This is a genomic window from Bacillus inaquosorum (assembly GCF_023238325.1).
In the GTDB taxonomy this organism is placed as follows: domain Bacteria; phylum Bacillota; class Bacilli; order Bacillales; family Bacillaceae; genus Bacillus; species Bacillus inaquosorum.
Genome location: NZ_CP096592.1, coordinates 2,969,791 through 2,988,401 on the forward strand (window position 1 = coordinate 2,969,791; position 18,611 = coordinate 2,988,401).

14 protein-coding genes are annotated in these 18,611 nt (G+C 44.6%); 1 reads left to right on the forward strand and 13 read right to left on the reverse strand.

Going from position 1 to position 18,611, the window contains the following annotated elements:
- Positions 1-16: 16 nt before the first annotated feature.
- The 6 genes from phoR to M1M80_RS15090 form a co-directional block, all read right to left on the reverse strand.
- Complete coding sequence (gene phoR, locus M1M80_RS15065) at positions 17-1,756, reverse strand: sensory box histidine kinase PhoR (RefSeq protein ID WP_060399261.1); 1,740 nt, start codon at positions 1,754-1,756, stop codon at positions 17-19.
- Positions 1,749-2,471 carry a two-component system response regulator PhoP gene (gene phoP, locus M1M80_RS15070; RefSeq protein WP_003237772.1) on the reverse strand — a complete coding sequence of 241 codons (723 nt, stop codon included), beginning with the start codon at positions 2,469-2,471 and terminating at the stop codon, positions 1,749-1,751. Before phoP ends, phoR begins: the two co-directional genes overlap by 8 nt.
- A gap of 213 nt (positions 2,472-2,684) precedes the next feature.
- On the reverse strand, positions 2,685-3,623 hold the full coding sequence (mdh, locus tag M1M80_RS15075) for a malate dehydrogenase (RefSeq protein WP_003237775.1): 939 nt from the start codon (positions 3,621-3,623) through the stop codon (positions 2,685-2,687).
- A 43-nt stretch (positions 3,624-3,666) separates the two neighbouring features.
- Positions 3,667-4,938 (reverse strand): NADP-dependent isocitrate dehydrogenase, encoded by a 1,272-nt coding sequence (gene icd / locus M1M80_RS15080; protein ID WP_019259153.1) that lies wholly within the window; start codon positions 4,936-4,938, stop codon positions 3,667-3,669.
- A gap of 164 nt (positions 4,939-5,102) precedes the next feature.
- Complete coding sequence (gene citZ / locus M1M80_RS15085) at positions 5,103-6,221, reverse strand: citrate synthase (protein WP_003237779.1); 1,119 nt, start codon at positions 6,219-6,221, stop codon at positions 5,103-5,105.
- A 333-nt stretch (positions 6,222-6,554) separates the two neighbouring features.
- Positions 6,555-7,019, reverse strand: coding sequence for a DUF441 domain-containing protein (locus tag M1M80_RS15090; RefSeq protein WP_003237781.1), 465 nt, complete (start codon positions 7,017-7,019; stop codon positions 6,555-6,557).
- A 96-nt stretch (positions 7,020-7,115) separates the two neighbouring features.
- On the opposite strand from M1M80_RS15090, the gene ytvI reads away from it, so the two are divergent.
- Positions 7,116-8,231, forward strand: coding sequence for a sporulation integral membrane protein YtvI (gene ytvI, locus M1M80_RS15095; RefSeq protein ID WP_060399262.1), 1,116 nt, complete (start codon positions 7,116-7,118; stop codon positions 8,229-8,231).
- A 31-nt stretch (positions 8,232-8,262) separates the two neighbouring features.
- On the opposite strand, the gene M1M80_RS15100 is transcribed toward ytvI, so the two are convergent.
- The 7 genes from M1M80_RS15100 to dnaE form a co-directional block, all read right to left on the reverse strand.
- The gene (locus M1M80_RS15100) at positions 8,263-8,646 is read right to left on the reverse strand and encodes an FxsA family protein (RefSeq protein ID WP_003237784.1); all 384 of its coding nucleotides are present in this window, start codon (positions 8,644-8,646) and stop codon (positions 8,263-8,265) included.
- An 83-nt stretch (positions 8,647-8,729) separates the two neighbouring features.
- A complete protein-coding gene (gene pyk / locus M1M80_RS15105; protein WP_032731927.1) occupies positions 8,730-10,487 on the reverse strand; it encodes a pyruvate kinase in 1,758 nt (585 codons plus the stop codon).
- A gap of 42 nt (positions 10,488-10,529) precedes the next feature.
- On the reverse strand, positions 10,530-11,489 hold the full coding sequence (pfkA, locus tag M1M80_RS15110; protein WP_003237788.1) for a 6-phosphofructokinase: 960 nt from the start codon (positions 11,487-11,489) through the stop codon (positions 10,530-10,532).
- Positions 11,490-11,672: 183 nt separating this feature from the next.
- Positions 11,673-12,650 carry an acetyl-CoA carboxylase carboxyl transferase subunit alpha gene (accA, locus tag M1M80_RS15115; protein WP_003237792.1) on the reverse strand — a complete coding sequence of 326 codons (978 nt, stop codon included), beginning with the start codon at positions 12,648-12,650 and terminating at the stop codon, positions 11,673-11,675.
- Positions 12,635-13,507: an acetyl-CoA carboxylase, carboxyltransferase subunit beta gene (accD, locus tag M1M80_RS15120; RefSeq protein ID WP_019259159.1), complete on the reverse strand. Its 873-nt coding sequence runs from the start codon at positions 13,505-13,507 to the stop codon at positions 12,635-12,637. Before accD ends, accA begins: the two co-directional genes overlap by 16 nt.
- A gap of 333 nt (positions 13,508-13,840) precedes the next feature.
- Positions 13,841-15,073 (reverse strand): NADP-dependent malic enzyme, encoded by a 1,233-nt coding sequence (gene ystJ, locus M1M80_RS15125; RefSeq protein WP_060399263.1) that lies wholly within the window; start codon positions 15,071-15,073, stop codon positions 13,841-13,843.
- 134 nt (positions 15,074-15,207) lie between these two features.
- On the reverse strand, positions 15,208-18,555 hold the full coding sequence (gene dnaE / locus M1M80_RS15130) for a DNA polymerase III subunit alpha (protein ID WP_060400048.1): 3,348 nt from the start codon (positions 18,553-18,555) through the stop codon (positions 15,208-15,210).
- Positions 18,556-18,611 lie beyond the last annotated feature (56 nt).

Below are 18,611 nucleotides of genomic sequence, written 5' to 3' on the forward strand. Positions count from 1 at the left end.
TAAACCTTTGTAAACATTAGGCGGACGTTTCAGCGGCCCGTTTCAGCGTCACTGTAAAGACCGTTCCCCGTCCAAGCTCGCTTGTGACATCGATTTTCCCTTCATGAGCCTCTATTAAATGCTTTACGATCGCGAGGCCTAGGCCTGTTCCGCCCGAATTCCTGCTTCTGTCTTTATCCACGCGGTAAAAACGTTCAAAGATGCGCGGAATTTCTTCTTTCTGAATTCCGATTCCGGAATCCGCAACTTCAATCTGAATGTCTTTTTCTACGGGCTTTACATTGATAGCTACAGAGCCCCCCTCAGGCGTATAGGTTAGCGCATTATTTACGAGATTAAGAAATACCTGTTTCAGCCTGTACGGGTCTCCCGATACATAGAGCGTGTCTTTCGGGACATTCAGTTGTAAGGAGATGCCTTTCTCATCCGCCTTATGCTTAAGAAGCGTTTCAATCTCACCAAGCATTTTAGCTGGATCAAATGTGTCAATGCTGAGCGTAAAATTTTGCTGCTCGATTTTTGAGAGATCGAGAAGATCCTGAACCAAAGACTGAAGCCTTTCGCTTTCTTTCAGAATAATAGAGAGAAACTCAGAAAGCGCCTCTTTGTCCTCCATCGCCCCGTCCAATAACGTCTCCGTAAACCCTTTAATAGAGGTAATCGGCGTTTTCAGTTCATGAGAAACGTTAGCCACAAAATCCTTTCTCATCTGCTCTAATTTCTTCGTCTCCGTCATGTCATGGAAAACGAGCACAATTCCTTTCCATTCATCGTCCGGCCCCATAATCGGAACGCCATCCACTTCAAAATAACGCCGCTCAATTTTGATCGGAAGTCTTAACAGCTTGCATTTCTTTGTCTCCGTCATAAAAATGTCTTCGACAAGCTGGATCACTTCTTCATGTACAAATGCATCATGATAAAGACGGCGCAGCATCTGATTCGGATTGATATGAAACTGCTTGGCGTAAGACCTGTTCACGAGATTGATAAAGCCTCTTCCGTCAATCATAATCAGCCCGGAGCCGATATTTTCAATGACAGTCAGCAGCCGGTCCCGCTGCATTTCCTGCGTTCTCGTCATTTCCATCAGATCTACGGCAAGGCTGTTCATCGCACGGCCGAGCTTATCAGAGTGCCTGATATAGCCGCCGTACGTCCGGGCATCATAGTTCCCCTTAGACAGTTCTGTTGCTACGTTTGTCGCTGCTTCAATTGACCTTTTATAACGTGAGGTCATACTGGAATAAAAATAAACAATGACGATAAAAGCAGTACAAAGACTGGCCGTCAGCATCCCCCACAATTCGCCGTTCAAGCCGGAGCTATGTTCAGGGGCTGAAAGCAGCACATATCCTGTTTTTTCACCTTCACTTCTAAGCGAAAGTCCGTAATGAAGCTTGTTATCTGCTGTTGAGAGAACACCCTCATGGCCAGAAACAAGCGCCTGCACCTTTTGAGAATCTGCCGCACTCCCGTTTGACCCGTACAGCACCTTGCCGTCCGTATCTATAACGGATGCGTTCACATCAAGCGCGCCGCCTGCATCTTGAATGATTTTCTCATTTGCTTGATCATTCAGATTGCCGGCATCAAGAAGTGAGGCCATATATTTGGCTTCTTTTTCAATGTGTTCCTCTGCTTTTCTTTGATCAGATGATTCAAAGAGCTGCTGCAAAAACAGCCCGAGGACACTAAACACCAGAATCATACAGACAACAAGTACAGAAAAAAGGCGCACACGGTATTTATTCATTCATTTTTGGCTCCTCCAGTTTATACCCCAATCCCCTAATTGTTTTAATATAGATCGGTTTTTTTGTATTGTTTTCGATTTTGTCGCGGAGATGGCTGATATGCACATCAACAATTCTCGTATCTCCGGCAAAATCATAATTCCAGACAGCGCTCAGCAGCAGATCTCTCGTCAGCACTCTGCCTTTATGTCTGCCCAAATAGAGCAGCAGTTCGAATTCTTTCGGTGTCAGCTCAAGCTGATTTTCTTTAAAATACGCTTCATAATGATCAGGCAGGATTTTCAGATCGCCAATCACGATCTGGCCTTCCATTTCATCGTTCTTCATTTCACTAGAGGGCGCAGCCATTTCGGAACGCCTTAAAATCGCTTTGACTCTTGCATTTACTTCCCTTGGACTGAACGGCTTGGTCATATAATCATCAGCACCAAGCTCAAGCCCTAATACTTTGTCGAATTCCTCATCCTTCGCTGTCAGCATTAAAATGGGAAACATCAATTTTTGCTGTCTCAGCTGCTTGCATACTTCGATTCCGTCCAGTTTTGGAAGCATCACATCAAGCACAATCAAATCAGGCTTCTCTGTTTCCGCTTTTTTGAGTGCTTCTTCCCCGTCTGAGGCGGTAATGACATCATAGCCTGACCGTTCCAAATTGTACTGTAAAAGAGTAACAATAGATTCTTCATCATCCACAACTAAAATTTTCTTGTTCATGCTGTGCCTCCAGTATTATAATTCCCCGACATCCTATTTCTCTATTTTATGTCATCTTAACATGTTTCATGATCTTATTTTAACGAAAGCAGGACATTCCGACAATTCGCCTTTTACATCATTTTTCAAAAAGAAATAAAGGAGTGAATGATAGCGCTTTCATTTATAGTAAAAAGAGAAAGGCTCTATCAAGCAAGCCTTTCTCTCTTTTTATTAAGATAATACTTTCATGACATTTTTGACAGATTCAACTGATTTATTCAGCTGTGCTCTTTCATAGTCTGTCAGTTCAAGTTCAATGATTTGCTCAAGACCGTTGCCGCCTACAATTGTAGGAACACCAAGGTAGATGCCTTCATAGCCGTATTCACCTTCAAGATAAGCAATTGTAGGAAGGACGCGGCGCTGATCTTTCAAGATCGCTTCGACCATTTCTGTCAGAGAAGCAGCAGGCGCATAATACGCGCTTCCGTTTCCAAGAAGATTCACGATTTCGCCTCCGCCTTTTCTTGTGCGCTCCACAATTGCGTCAATCCGTTCTTTCGGAATAAGGGTTTCAAGCGGGATACCGCCAGCATAAGAATAACGCACAAGCGGTACCATATCGTCACCGTGTCCGCCAAGAACGAAACCAGTCACGTCTTTTACTGACAAGTTTAATTCCTCTGCCACAAATGTTCTGAATCTTGCCGTATCAAGCACACCGGACTGGCCGATTACGCGCTCTTTAGGGAAGCCTGATTCTTTATACACCGCGTAAGTCATTGCATCAACAGGATTTGTCAGCACCACAATGATAGAGTCAGGAGAATATTTCACGATTTCTCGTGTAACGCTTCTCATAATTTTTTCGTTTGTAGAGACCAGATCATCTCTGCTCATACCAGGTTTTCTTGCGATACCGGCTGTAATGACAACAATGTCAGAACCCGCTGTATCCTCATAGTTGGATGTTCCCGTAATTTTCGCGTCAAAGCCTTGAACAGGGCTTGCTTCAAGCATATCAAGCGCTTTTCCCTTTGTCGGGTTCTCCAATTGCGGAATATCAACAAGAACAACGTCTGCCAGCTCTTTTTGAGCGATTAAAAATGCGGTTGTCGCTCCGGTAAAACCTGCTCCGATAACAGAAACTTTTTTACGAGTATTTCCCATGTCTCTCTTCTCCTTTATGGCTAGTTTTAGGCTGTTTCCTTGCTTAGTCCATGTTTTTAATCAGTTCTTCTCCGAACTCTGAACATTTCACTTCAGTTGCGCCATCCATTAATCTGGCAAAATCGTAAGTTACGACTTTAGAAGCGATTGTTTTTTCCATAGATTTGATAACCAAATCAGCCGCTTCGTTCCATCCTAAATGCTCAAGAAGCAGAACGCCTGAAAGAATAACTGAAGATGGGTTTACTTTATCAAGGCCTGCATATTTAGGAGCCGTTCCGTGTGTCGCCTCGAAAATCGCATGTCCTGTTTCATAGTTGATGTTCGCTCCAGGAGCAATACCGATTCCGCCTACTTGCGCTGCAAGAGCATCAGAAATGTAATCTCCGTTCAGGTTCATTGTCGCAACGACATCAAACTCGTTCGGACGCGTTAAGATCTGCTGAAGGAAAATGTCAGCAATGCTGTCTTTGATAATGATTTTGCCTGCTGCTTCCGCTTCGCTTTGCGCTTTGTTTGCAGCGTCTTTTCCTTGTTCTTCAGCAATGCGGTCATATTGAGCCCACGTGAAGACTTTTTCGCCGTATTCTCTTTCAGCAAGTTCATAGCCCCAGTTTTTGAAGGCGCCTTCTGTGAACTTCATGATGTTTCCTTTGTGAACAAGCGTTACAGATTTGCGGCCATGCTCAATCGCATAATCAATTGCAGCTCTGACCAAACGGCTTGTTCCTTCTTCAGAAACAGGCTTAATGCCGATACCTGATGTTTCAGGGAAACGGATTTTGTTGACGTTTAACTCATTTTGCAGGAAGCTGATGAGCTTTTGCACTTCTTCAGAGCCTTTTGCGTACTCGATGCCTGCATAAATATCTTCTGTATTCTCACGGAAGATGACCATATCAGTATCTTCAGGGCGTTTTACCGGTGACGGCACTCCAGTAAAGTATCTTACAGGTCTTAAGCAGACGAATAGGTCAAGCTCTTGTCTGAGCGCTACGTTCAAAGAACGGATACCGCCGCCGACAGGTGTCGTTAACGGCCCTTTAATCGCGATGAAATATTCGCGGATCACATCTAATGTTTCAGCAGGAAGCCACTCACCTGTTTTATTATAAGCCTTTTCTCCGGCATAAACTTCTTTCCATGTAATTTTCTTTTCGCCTTTGTAAGCTTTTTCTACTGCTGCTTCCAAAACCTTCGAAGCCGCGTTCCAAATATCAGGACCGGTTCCGTCTCCTTCGATAAACGGGATAATCGGGTTGTTTGGTACGTTTAATACTCCGTTAGAGACTGTAATTTTTTCACCTTGTGCCACAATAAAAACCTCCCAGTATGTAATTCATATTTAGAAAACATTTTATTTTTCTTATATAGAAAACAAAATGATTTTTCTCAACATTCAATTTAAAGTGTAAACCACTTTTGATGTTCTGAACAAGAGGCTAACCTCATTAACGCAAGCCAGCCTCCAATGGTTCTTTAGGCTCTTTCTTCAATCGGAACAAATGCTTGTTTATCAGGGCCCGTGTAATCTGCGCGCGGGCGGATCAGACGGTTGTTGTCATACTGCTCAAGAATATGAGCGAGCCAGCCGGACATTCTGCTTACAGCAAAAATCGGTGTAAACAAATCATGGTCAATGCCGAGGCTGTGGTAAACAGAAGCCGAATAGAAATCAACGTTAGGCGGAAGCTTTTTCTCTGATGTGACGATCTCTTCTATGCGAATCGACATCTCATACCATTTGCTTTCGCCTGTCAGGTTGGTCAGGCGCTTGCTCATTTCTTTCAGATGCTTCGCGCGCGGGTCGCCATGCTTATAAACGCGGTGGCCGAATCCCATAATTTTTTCTTTCTTTTCCAGCTTAGCGCGGATGTACGGCTCAGCGTTTTCCACTTCGCCGATTTCTGTCAGCATTTTCATAACGCCTTCATTCGCCCCGCCGTGAAGAGGCCCTTTCAGCGCGCCGATTGCGGCAGTAATGCCTGAATAGATATCAGAAAGTGTCGCGACGCAGACCCTCGCTGTGAACGTTGACGCGTTCAGCTCATGGTCAGCATGTAAAATCAATGCTTTGTTGAAGGCTTCAACCTCAATTGGCGAAGGCTCTTCACCGTTTAATGTGTAGAGAAAATTCTCGGCAATGCCGTAGTCTTCTCTTGGTTCAACAGGCTCAAGGCCTTTGCGGATTCTGGAAAACGCCGCAACCAGACCAGGCACCTTTGCCTGAAGGCGGATCGCCTTTTTGTAATTGGCTTCCGGGTTCATGGTTTCAGCCTCGCTGTCAAGCAGGCCTAGTAATGAAATTGCTGTCCGAAGAGCAGCCATGGGATGAACATTTTCGAGGGAATAAGATTTGAAGTGCTCAATAATTTCTTGCGGAACGGCAGCTTCCTTTGCAAGCTGCTGCTTTAACTCTTCAAGCTCTTTTTTGTTTGGCAGCCTTAAATGCCAAAGCAAGTAGATGATTTCTTCAAAACTTGCATTCTCTGTTAAATCATCGATATCATACCCCACATATGTAAGGGTATCATCAATAATAGAACTAACAGATGATGTTGTTGCTACAACCCCTTCAAGACCGCGTGTCGCTGTCATATATAACATCTCCTTTTCAATAAATTTCCCCTTTAAGAGTGTTGTAAAAACATGAGGCTTACTTAAAAAGCACGATGCAAGTATTTCTCTCCCCCTAAAAGAAAATGCTTACATTTTACTGCCTGCTGGTAATGAAACCCTTTGCTTATGAAAGAACATAACAAATTCTTATAAGCTTATTTAAGTTTAAGCCTATTCTCATTATAAACAATAATCAGACATTTGTTAAATGTTTACCTATAATTTTTTTTTTCATTCTGTGATTTCCCCGAAAAAACGCCTTTATTTGCGGGTTTTTGCATACAAAAAAAAGCGGCTTAAAGCCGCTTTTTTTCATGAAGTGAACAATTTTACGATCTGCATAGCAATATAAGCAATTCCCGCTCCGATCAGCGGACCCACCGCTACTCCGCCAAAAAGTGCGACTGCAAGAATGGTTCCGATCACAAGAGCAGTTGTAATATGCGGGTCATTTTCCAGCAGGGTCAGGCCGTTTTTGGCAATCAGCGCCACTGCGATTCCCGCTCCCAAGGCGATCCATGCGTAGGAAGACCGCATTGCTTCTCCAAGCTGCTTAAATCCGATTTCTCCTGTTGCAATCGGAACAAGAACAGCGATTGTAATAATGGTCACACCCCAGTTGATGCCTTTCGACTGGATGGTTGGAAATAATTTCTGGTCAAGTCCAACGATTTTGATGATCAAAAGGACGGATACAGCAAAGAGCAATGATTGATTTTTTGCGATAAGTGCGATAGCCAAGAGTAATATTAAAAATAAATTCGCTTGTGTAAACACATGCCATCCCTCCTTTAAGATGAATGTATTCATATTCAGCCGGAGCGTGAATACATATAAAAAATAGGACATGCTGACGAGAGGAGGACCGTTTTCGTGAATCAATCTTATATCACTATTTTTTTCAGAACCCTCTTTGTCATGTCAATTACCGCAGGATCGATAGCTGCGGCCTATTATTCGTTTCCGTTAACTTATCCGTTCCTGATCGCCCTTATTCTTTCATCAGCGATTCATCCTGTTGTTGACTATTTGGACAGAGTGACAGGATTCCCCCGAACGATAAACGTTCTGGGCGTGCTTGCTTTTTTTCTGCTCGCAGCCTTCGGCATGCTCACCATTCTGGTAGCCGAAATCATAACGGGAACAGCGTATCTTGCAAAAACGCTGCCTCCGCATATCAGCACGTTTATCTCATATTGTGAAAAATTGTTTACAACACATATCCAGCCGCTCTATCACGAACTGACCCTTTTGTTTCAAGAATTGGAGACCAACCAGCAGGCTTCCATCGTTACCCACATTCAGACACTTGGTGATTCCGCCGCTAAAAATGCCGGGCTGCTGCTGTCCCACATTCTAGAAATGATCCCAAGGTTTTTCGCGCTTCTTCCCAATACAGCGGCGGTTCTGATTTTTTCTCTTCTGGCAACATTTTTTATGACAAAGGATTGGCACAAGCTGAAAGCCATGCTCGTTTCGGTTCTGCCGGATCGGGTTACAGCTAACAGCAAAGCGATCAGCAGCGAATTAAAAAAAGCAATGACCGGTTTTATCAAAGCGCAGGCCGTTCTCGTTTTCATTACGATGGTGATTGTATTTATCGGCCTTTCTCTCTTAAAAGTTAAACATGCCGCAACAATTGCTTTTTTAATCGGGCTTGTTGATCTTCTCCCTTATTTGGGTGCTGGCTCGGTATTTGTGCCGTGGATTTTGTATTTATCGATTACAGGCCAGCTGCCCCAGGCCATCGGAATCGGGGTGCTGTACCTCGTCGTTCTTATTCAAAGGCAGCTGACAGAACCCAAAATACTTAGTAAATCAATCGGTATCGATCCGCTGGCAACGCTCATCGCCCTGTTTGCCGGTTTTAAATTATTCGGGTTTTTAGGACTAATTGCAGGACCGGCTGTTCTCGTCATCATTCAGGCGTTCATTACAACAGGCGCATTAAAGGAAATATGGTCGTATATCACCGTTCAGCAAAAATAAAAAGCAGCCCATGTTGCATGGCTGCCGTTTTTTATTTGATGATGATCCGCTTGTTCTTCGACATTCCTCTCAGCCATTTGAACAGAATCGGCTTACACCAGCTGCGGGTGAACGGGATAAGCAGACAGGCACCGGCCAAATCTGATAAAAAGCCCGGAAGCATCAGCAAAAGACCGCCAATGAAAATGCACAGGCCGTCAGCAATCGCTTCGCCAGGCATTTTGCCATATTGAAGATCACGCTGAACCTTGTAATACACTTCGGTTCCTTGTTTTTTTGCAGCTGCTGCGCCGATAATGCCCGTCAGAATCATTAAAAGGACCGTCGGCAATATGCCGATCAGCTTGCCTGAAAATAGGAATATGCCGATTTCTATTGCCGGAAACACAATAAAAAGCAAAAATAAAAATCTCATATCCAAGCCCCCCACACGTGTAACACGCCTCTGTTCAACATAAAGAGAAAAGGAAGGGAAGCCCCTTCCGTTTTCACCTCTGATTAAAGAACGCTCGCACGTCCTTGATAGACTGCGCCTCTGGAAGCGTCAACTGTAATATCTTGGCCATCTGCCAAAATAGACGTCGCATTTTCCAGACCAACGATAACCGGAATGCCAAGGCTTAATCCGACTACCGCAGCATGGCTTGTCAAGCCGCCTTCTTCTGTAATAAGGGCAGACGCTTTTTCAAGTGATGCAATCATATCACGGTCAGTGCTTTTTGTAACAAGAACCGCACCGTCAGTCATTTTTTGCTCAGCTTCTTTTGCATTTTGTGCAATGACAACCGGACCGTAAGCTGATTTGCGTCCAATGCCTTGGCCTTTAGCGATGATATCGCCGACAGTGTACACTTTCATTAAGTTCGTAGTGCCAGACTCACCGACAGATCCTGCTGTAATGACGATCAGATCGCCGTGTTTTACAATTCCGCTGTTCAATGATTTTTGGACAGCATCCTCAAGCATCTCATCTGTTGAGTTCGCATTTTGACCGCTTTCTGCAAATACGCCTGATACGAGCGCTAGCTTTCTGGAAATAGAGTCATTTACAGTAACAGCAACAATCGGCGCCTGCGGACGGTATTTTGCGATCATACGTGCTGTATGGCCGCTTTCAGTCGGCGTTACGATTGCAGCAGCATTCAGGTTAATCGCCGTATGCGCGACAGATTGTCCAATAGCATCTGTAATCGTCATGCCTACTTGATCTCTGCGTTTAGAAAGAATTTCTTTATAATTTAAAGCTTCTTCAGAACGGGAAGCGATGTTGTGCATTGTTTGAACCGCCTCAACCGGATAGCTTCCGGCAGCTGTTTCACCAGAAAGCATGATTGCATCTGTGCCGTCGAAGATCGCATTTGCAACGTCACTTGCTTCCGCACGAGTCGGACGCGGGTTGCGCTGCATGCTGTCAAGCATTTGTGTCGCTGTAATAACAGGTTTGCCCAGCGCGTTGCATTTTTTGATCAGTTCTTTTTGGACGAGCGGCACTTCTTCAGCTGGAATTTCCACACCTAAGTCTCCGCGTGCAACCATTAAACCGTCAGACACTTCGAGAATAGAATCGATGTTGTCAACGCCCTCTTGGTTTTCGATTTTAGGGATGATTTGAATATCCTGAGCGTTGTGTTCTTCAAGAAGCTCACGGATTTCAAGCACGTCCGTAGAACGGCGTACGAAAGACGCTGCGATAAAGTCTACTCCTTGCTCAATACCGAAAACGATGTCTCGCGCATCTTTTTCAGTGATACCAGGAAGGTTAACGCTGACGCCCGGTACGTTAACACCCTTTTTATTTTTGAGTGTTCCGTTGTTTAGTACTTTTGTTTTGATTTCGCGATTAGCGGCATCAACATCAAGCACCTCAAGGCCGATAAGGCCGTCATCTAACAGAATCGTTGACCCTTGTTCAACGTCATCGACTAAACCTTCATATGACACTGAAATTTTATCTGTTGTTCCTACAACCTCGTCCATTGAAATGATAAGCTCTTTGCCTGTTTCAAGCTCAATGCCGCCGTTTTCCATTGTATGTGTGCGGATTTCAGGACCTTTTGTATCAAGCAGGATACCAACGTTTTTGCCAAGCTTTTTGCTTGCTTCGCGGATATTTTTTATTCTTGCACCGTGCTCCTCAAAATCTCCGTGAGAAAAATTCAAACGAGCCACGTTCATTCCTGACTCCATTAATTTCGTAAGCATTTCAATACTTTCACTTGCCGGACCGATGGTACAAACAATTTTAGTTTTTCTCATTTGGTTCACTTCCTTCTGAAATCTTCAGCCTTCAGCTGCACATTAAATAGACAGTTCTTTTGAAAGCTGATACATGTTTTGCTCAACTGTGTGTTTTGTTTCCAGTATTTCTATAATATCATGGTCTACAAGCTTATTGTTTTGTATACCTACACAGCGTCCGCCTTTTCCTTCAAGCAGCAGTTCAACTGCATATGCGCCAAGACGGCTTGCCAGCACGCGGTCAGCAGCGCTCGGAGACCCTCCGCGCTGGATATGGCCCAATACAGATACCCTAGTTTCAAGATTTGTTTCTTCTTCAATGCGTTTCCCGAATTCAACACCGCTGCCTACACCTTCGGCAACAATAATAATACTGTGCTTCTTGCCGCGTTCGTGGCCGCGTTTTAAGCGGGCAATGATTTCGTGCATGTCATAGTCTGCCTCAGGGATCAAGATTGATTCCGCGCCCCCTGCAAGACCGGCCCACAATGCGATATCGCCGGCATGGCGGCCCATTACTTCGATCACATATGTACGTTCATGAGAAGTCGCTGTATCGCGAATCTTATCAATTGCGTCAATTACTGTATTTAAAGCTGTATCGAAGCCGATTGTAAAATCAGTGCCCGGAATGTCGTTATCAATTGTACCCGGTACACCTACACATGGAAACCCGTGTTCCGTTAATTTTTTGGCACCCATATAGGAACCGTCTCCGCCGATGACAACAAGGCCTTCAATACCGAGCTTCTTCAAGTTTTCTATCCCTTTTTCACGGCCTTCAACCGTTTTGAATTCAGGACATCTTGCCGTATAAAGCTTTGTTCCTCCGCGATGTATAATATCGCCTACAGATCCGAGTTCAAGCTTTTCAATCTTTCCGCTGATCAATCCTGCGTATCCGTTGTAAATGCCGTAAACTTCAACGTCATGATAAATCGCTTTTCTGACTACTGCGCGAACTGCTGCGTTCATTCCCGGGGAATCCCCGCCGCTCGTTAATACCCCTATACGTTTCATTCTCCATTCACCTCAGCAACATATATGATTAAACATAACATGATCATTGCCCTAAAAACAATGAAAAGGGATCTCCATCCTCCCTATGAAACCTTACCTATTATACAATTAAATAAATTGTTTTTAAATAAAATTTAAGGAATGTCACAAAAAATAAACGTGAGCCAAAGGCTTCACGTTTATTTAGTTTACCCCGATATATTGATCTTCAATCGAGACTTTGCCAATTGCTTTATATTTTTCGTAGCGCTGCTGAACTAATTCTTCTTCGCTCAGCTTCAGCAAAGTTTTTAACGATTGTTTAAGGGTTTCGTCCATATAGCTTGCCTGCAGCTTTACATCGTGGTGCGCTCCGCCTTTTACTTCTTTTATCATATGATCTATAATACCTAATTCTTTTAAATCCGGCGCAGTGATTTTCATTGTTTCTGCTGCTTTCTTAGCAAGACTGGAGTCCTTCCATAAAAGTGCCGCGGCACCTTCCGGAGAAATAACAGAATAAGTAGAGTTTTCCAGCATATGCAAGTGGTTTCCTACACCCAGACCCAGGGCTCCGCCGCTTCCGCCTTCACCGATGACGATGCAAATAACAGGCACTCGGAGACCGGCCATCTCAAACAGGTTTTTGGCAATGGCTTCGCTTTGTCCTCTTTCTTCCGCTGCTCGTCCAGGGTATGCTCCCTTCGTATCAATAAAACAGATAATCGGTCTGTTGAATTTGTCAGCCTGTTTCATGAGACGAAGCGCTTTTCGGTAGCCTTCAGGATGCGGCATCCCAAAATTGCGGACAAGATTTTCCTTTGTGTCTTTGCCGCGCTGATGCCCGATTACCGTTACAGGAAGGCCATGGAACTTCGCAATGCCGCCGACAATGGCTTCATCGTCTCCGTACGCTCTGTCTCCGTGACATTCAAAAAAGTCGGTAAACAGGTGTTCAATATAATCAAGCGTTGTCGGACGGTCCGGCAGACGCGCGATTTGAACACGGTCCCAAGGCTTCAGATTTTTGTAAATATCATCCTGAAGCTTAGCGAGACGGTCTTCGAGCCGTTCGATTTCTGCACTCAGATCCATATCGGAATCTTGGGTGAATTTTTTCAGTTCGGCGATTTTGGTTTGCAGTTCAATCACCGGTTTTTCAAATTCTAATCTTGCAGCCACTCAAAGTCACCTCCCGATTGATGCATATCCAGCAGATTTTCTAACGTTTGTTTCATATCTTCGCGGTGAATAACCGCATCAAGCTGTCCATGTTTTAATAAAAATTCTGCCGTTTGGAAGTCCTCAGGCAATTTTTCCCCTATCGTTTGTTCAATAATCCGTCTTCCGGCAAAACCGATCAGCGCGCCAGGCTCAGCGAAATTGTAATCGCCAAGGGATGCAAAGCTGGCTGATACGCCCCCGGTAGTCGGATGCGTCATAACTGAGATAATGAGGCCCTGTTCTTCACTGAACAGTTTTAAAGCAGAGCTTGTCTTAGCCATCTGCATCAAACTTAATATGCCTTCCTGCATTCTCGCGCCGCCTGAAGCCGTAAAAATAATAAACGGAACTTTATCAGCTTTTGCTTTTTCAATCGCAAGCGTGATTTTTTCACCGACGACTGAACCCATGCTGCCCATTCTGAATGAAGAATCCATGACTGCGACAACAGCCGGGTGTCCGCCGATTGTGCCCTTGCCTGTCACAACAGCCTCGTTTAAGGATGTTTTCTCGCGATCTTTTTCAAGCTTTTCAAGATATCCCGGGAAACCGAGCGGGTTTTCCGATAACATTCCTTGATTGAATTCCTCAAAGGATTGTTCATCCATTAAGCTTGCGATACGCTGTTTTGCATTCATCGGGAAATGATAATCGCAGTTCATGCATACCCGCATATTTTTATCCAACTCTTTAGTGAGCATGATTTTTTTACATTTGGGACATTTTGTCATAATGCCTTCCGGAACATCGTGCTTCGCTTGATCAGACGGTACGGAAGCATACTTTTTCTTTTTAGTGAATATATCCTTTAACAAATGATTACCTCCCTTTTGTGAAGGGTTCTCTTCACCGCATGTCATCAAACAGATAGACTTGCTAATAACTTTACCGAAACTATTGTACTTTTTTTGTCAAACGCTGTCATCCTCAATTCGACAACTTTTTATACAATGACGCGTTCGGAAAGGCTCGGATGAATTCAGATAAAACGTTGAAATAACAGGATTGGCAGCGTATTCAAAAATGACATTAAACTCGGCTGAAATTTTTTTAAGACCAGCCATTAAAAAAATTTCAGCCGCCAGTTTAACTTGAGAACAGCGCGCCGGTCTCCGCCAACGCGCTGCCATTTTTGGAATGAACTAAAATTATTCACCAATAATCGTAAGTTTTCTCGTTTTTTCAGCAACTTCCTCAGGGTCAACAGTGATTCTTGCGACACCTGTTTCCATCGCCGCTTTTGCCACAGCCTTCGCAACAGCAGGCGCAACACGTTTATCAAACGGTGCAGGGATAACGTAGTCTGCGCTAAGCTCTTCTTCTGAAACTAGTGAAGCAATAGCTTCAACCGCAGCGATTTTCATTTCTTCGTTAATGTGAGTGGCGCGAACGTCAAGCGCTCCGCGGAAAATGCCAGGGAATGCAAGAACATTGTTTACTTGGTTCGGGAAGTCAGAACGGCCCGTTCCGATAACACTTGCGCCAGCTTCACGCGCATCTTCCGGCATAATTTCCGGAGTCGGATTTGCCATTGCAAAGATAATCGGATCCTTTGCCATGCTTTGAACCATTTCTTTTGTTAACGCACCTGCTACTGATACGCCGATAAAAACGTCAGCATCAACGATGACATCTTTCAAAGAACCGTCTTTCCGGTCTTGGTTTGTGAATTTCGCCACTTCATTTTTGACATCGTTCATACCGTTCGGGCGCCCTTCATAAATCGCTCCTTTTGAATCGCACATCACGATGTCGCGTACGCCGTAATGGTGAAGAAGCTTGATAATCGCAATACCTGCTGCACCGGCTCCATTTGCGACAACTTTAATGGAAGACAGGGATTTTCCAGACAGTTTCAGCGCGTTTACAAGACCTGCTACAGTTACAATGGCAGTACCGTGCTGATCATCATGGAAAACTGGGATGTTTGTTTCTTTTTTGAGACGTTCTTCAATGATAAAGCAGTTAGGCGCTGCAATATCTTCAAGGTTTACGCCGCCAAATGTCGGTTCAAGCAATTTAACAGTTTCAACAATTTTATCTACATCGTTTGTGCTTAAAGCAATAGGGAACGCGTCTACGCCTGCAAAGCTTTTGAAAAGGACAGCTTTTCCTTCCATAACAGGAAGCGCAGCTTCAGGGCCGATATTTCCAAGGCCGAGCACAGCTGTACCGTCAGTTACAACTGCTACCATGTTCCCCTTCATTGTATAATCATATACTTTGTTAATGTCTTCATGAATATCCTTGCACGGTTCTGCAACACCTGGGGAATACGCAAGACTTAAATCTTTCGCGTTTCTGACTTCTACTTTCGATTTAGACTCCAGTTTCCCCTGATTGACTTTATGCAGGTGTAATGCTTCTTCTCTTAATGACATTCTCCTAAACACTCCTTATGGATATTTTTGATTCGTATACTGCTGCTTTGATTGCTGCATTCTGCGGAGTTATCTATCTGAATATTTAAACAGGATCACATAATTGCTCCAATTGTATAACAAAAAGTGAATCGTTACCACTGTTTTAAAACGACGTTTTGGTGACCTAACAGCTCTTTTAAGCGATATAACACCTGGTGATCCGCATCGATATGAAACGACTCAGGAAGCTTAATCGTCTGTTTTTGCCTTTCATAATAGAGATAAACACCTGTTTCCCCTTTATGCTCCAGCAAAATGCGCTTAATTTTTGCCAGGATTTCCTGACTGTGTTGACTGCTTTCTATCTTTATATAAACCGATGGCGCTTTTTCGGCATCCATGTTTTCTAACAATTCTGCCCGGGACATAATGAACTGGACCTTGTCCTGTCTTATTTCACATTTACCCGCTGTGAACAAAAGAGCGCCTTCTCTTAAAACGGGAGAAAGCTGTCTGAATTGTTCTGGGAAGACAACAGCTTCCATTTCGCCGGTTTCATCACTTAGCGTTAAAAACGCCATGTTTTGACCTGTTTTCGTCCGAATCGTTTTGATCTTCGACAGCAGGACTCCGAGAGAAAGCTGCCTTTTGACTGCCTGCTGTGCCTCTAGAATGGATGCTGCTCCGTGCGCAGCCAGCTGTTTTCGGAAGGCAGAGAGCGGATGATTTGAAAAATAAATGCCAAGCGTTTCTTTTTCGAACGCAAGCAAATCTACAAGCGGTAGCTCCTCCGTCTCCACATACTTCGGCTTAATCGAAAATGATTCATCTAAAAACAATCCCATTTGGTCATCGTCCGCGGCAAATAGCTCAACATGTTCCAAAGCAACGTCAATGGATGCGAGCAGCGTGGCCCGGTTTTGGCCGAATTCGTCCATCGCACCAGAAAAGATAAGTGCTTCAAGCGTTTTGCGATTTACGCTTTTTGACGGCACGCGAAAGCAGAAATCGAAAAGATCTTCAAATGGTTTCTCTTTTCTTGCTTTATATATATCTTTGACTGCTGAGACGCCTACACTTTTTATCGCGCGGAGGCTGTATCTGACAGATCCGTCTTCAACTGTAAACGGAAAACTGCTTTTGTTCACTGACGGAGGAAGGATACGAATCCCGCTCCCCTTTGCTTCGTAAAGATATTGAGATATTTTATCCTCATTGCCAATGACGCTTGTCAGCAATCCGCACATAAAATATAACGGATAATGAGCTTTCAAATACGCAAGCTGGCACCCGATCATGCTGTATGCCACCGCATGGCTTCGGTTAAAGCCGTAGTTTGCGAATTTGACGATTAAATCGTAGACTTCATTTGCAGTGTCTACAGAATACTCCTTTTTTAAGCACCCTTCAACAAAATGGCTTCGCTCTTTGTCCAGGATTTCTTTTTTCTTTTTGCTGACCGCCCGTCTCAGCAGGTCTGCTTCTCCTAAAGAAAACCCTGCCATCCGGGAAGCAATCATCATAATTTGTTCCTGATACACAATGACGCCATATGTATCTTCCAAGATGCTCCTTACATCTTCATGGGGATATTGAACAGGCGCCCGGCCGTGTTTACGGTCGATAAATAACGGAATATTTTCCATCGGACCAGGCCGGTACAGCGCATTGACCGCCACAATATCCTCGAGGCCTGAAGGTTTAAGCCGCTTCAGGACGCTTCTCATCCCCGACGATTCAAGCTGGAAAATCCCTGTCGTATCCCCTTTTGACAGCAAGGAGAACGTTTTGCCATCCTGGTAGGAAATATTTGAAAGATCTATTTTGATGTTTTCTTCTTTTTCGATCATTGAAGTAATGGACTCGATAAGCGTCAGGTTGCGTAAGCCTAAGAAATCCATTTTTAAAAGACCCAAGTCTTCAAGATGGTCCATCGCGTATTGCGTCAAATATATCCCTTCATGCCCTTCCTGAAGTGGAACAACATCCGTTAACGGTTCTTCACTCAGGACAACACCTGCTGCGTGGGTTGAGGTATGCCTTGGCAGCCCTTCTATTTTTCGGGCAATTGTATAGACTTGCTGAAGCAGGCTTGACTCCCGAAGCCTCTTATCCAGCTGCGGCGATTGCTGTCTCGCTTCCTCCAGCGTCATGCCCGGCCTTGAAGGGATGAGTTTTGCAAGCTGATCTGCTTCCTTAGGGCTGACGCCGAATACTCTGCCGACGTCCCGGAGTGCCGCTTTTGCCGCAAGTGTTCCAAAGGTAATAATCTGTGCGACGTGCATTGCACCGTATTTCTGCTGAACATATTGGATGACTTCATCTCTTCTTGTATCCGGAAAGTCAATATCAATATCCGGCATGCTGATCCGTTCGGGGTTTAAAAATCGTTCAAACAGCAGGTGATGTTTAATCGGGTCAACATCTGTAATATACAGCACATAAGCCACAAGAGAGCCTGCCGCAGATCCCCTTCCCGGTCCTGTAACGATTCCTTTTTCATGGGCGTGTTTCATAAAATCCCATACGATCAGAAAGTAATCGCTGAACTTCATCCGCTTGATGACGTCAAGCTCATATTGAAGACGGCGAAGATATCGTTCATCAGGCGTGCCAAAACGGCTGCGGAGTCCTGCCATACAGATGTCCGTTAAATAAGCATCAGCGGACGTTCCGTCTGGAGTCGGGAAAGATGGGAGACGGGTCTGTCCGAGGCTGACGTCAACCCGGCATTGTTCTGCGATCTCAACAGAAGCTTGCAGTGCTTCGGGATGCTCTCGATAAATGTTTTGCATTTCTTCGAGTGGCTTCAAATCGAGATCAGGCTGATCTCCGGCTGGTTCATCCGTCAGTTTCTCCCCTGCTTTAATCGCTTTCAGACAGCGGTAGGCAGCCTTATCTTCTTTCCTTATGTAATGCACATCGCCAGACGCTGTAACAGGGATACCCGTTTCTTCAGACAGCCGCAGTATCTGGTCAGACAAGGCTTTATTCCCTTTAAAAGGCTGATAGGAGAAATAGAAAGCTCCCTTTCCGAATATGGATTGAAATTCAAGCGCGGCTTGAGCGGCCTGTTCAAACAGCCCTCCTTCAAGAAGCATTTCAATATATCCTTTTTCGCCGGGCGTCATCGCGATAATGCCTTCTCGATAACTGTTAAGCCATTTCGGCTTTAGCCCGCCTTTTGATTTCGATTGCAGGACGCTGCTGATTTTCAGCAGGTTTTGATAGCCTGTATTTGATTTGGCCAGCAGGACGAGCGGATAGGCTTCAAGCTCGTTATCATCAGTAAAAACAGAGGCCGTCAAACCGATTATCGGGTTGATTCCCCTCGCCTTGCATGCTTTATAAAATTGAATAGCTCCGTACATGACATGATCATCTGTCAGCGCCAAAGACGCATATCCGAGCCTGTCAGCTTCTTTGACGAGCTCTTCCACGGACGCGGCGCTGTTTAGCAGGCTGTACCCGCTATGCACTTGCAGGTGAACAAAAGACATGCTATCACCTCTTTCTCCATACGATCCTTTTCTTTCTTCATTATAAGGCGGGTTTT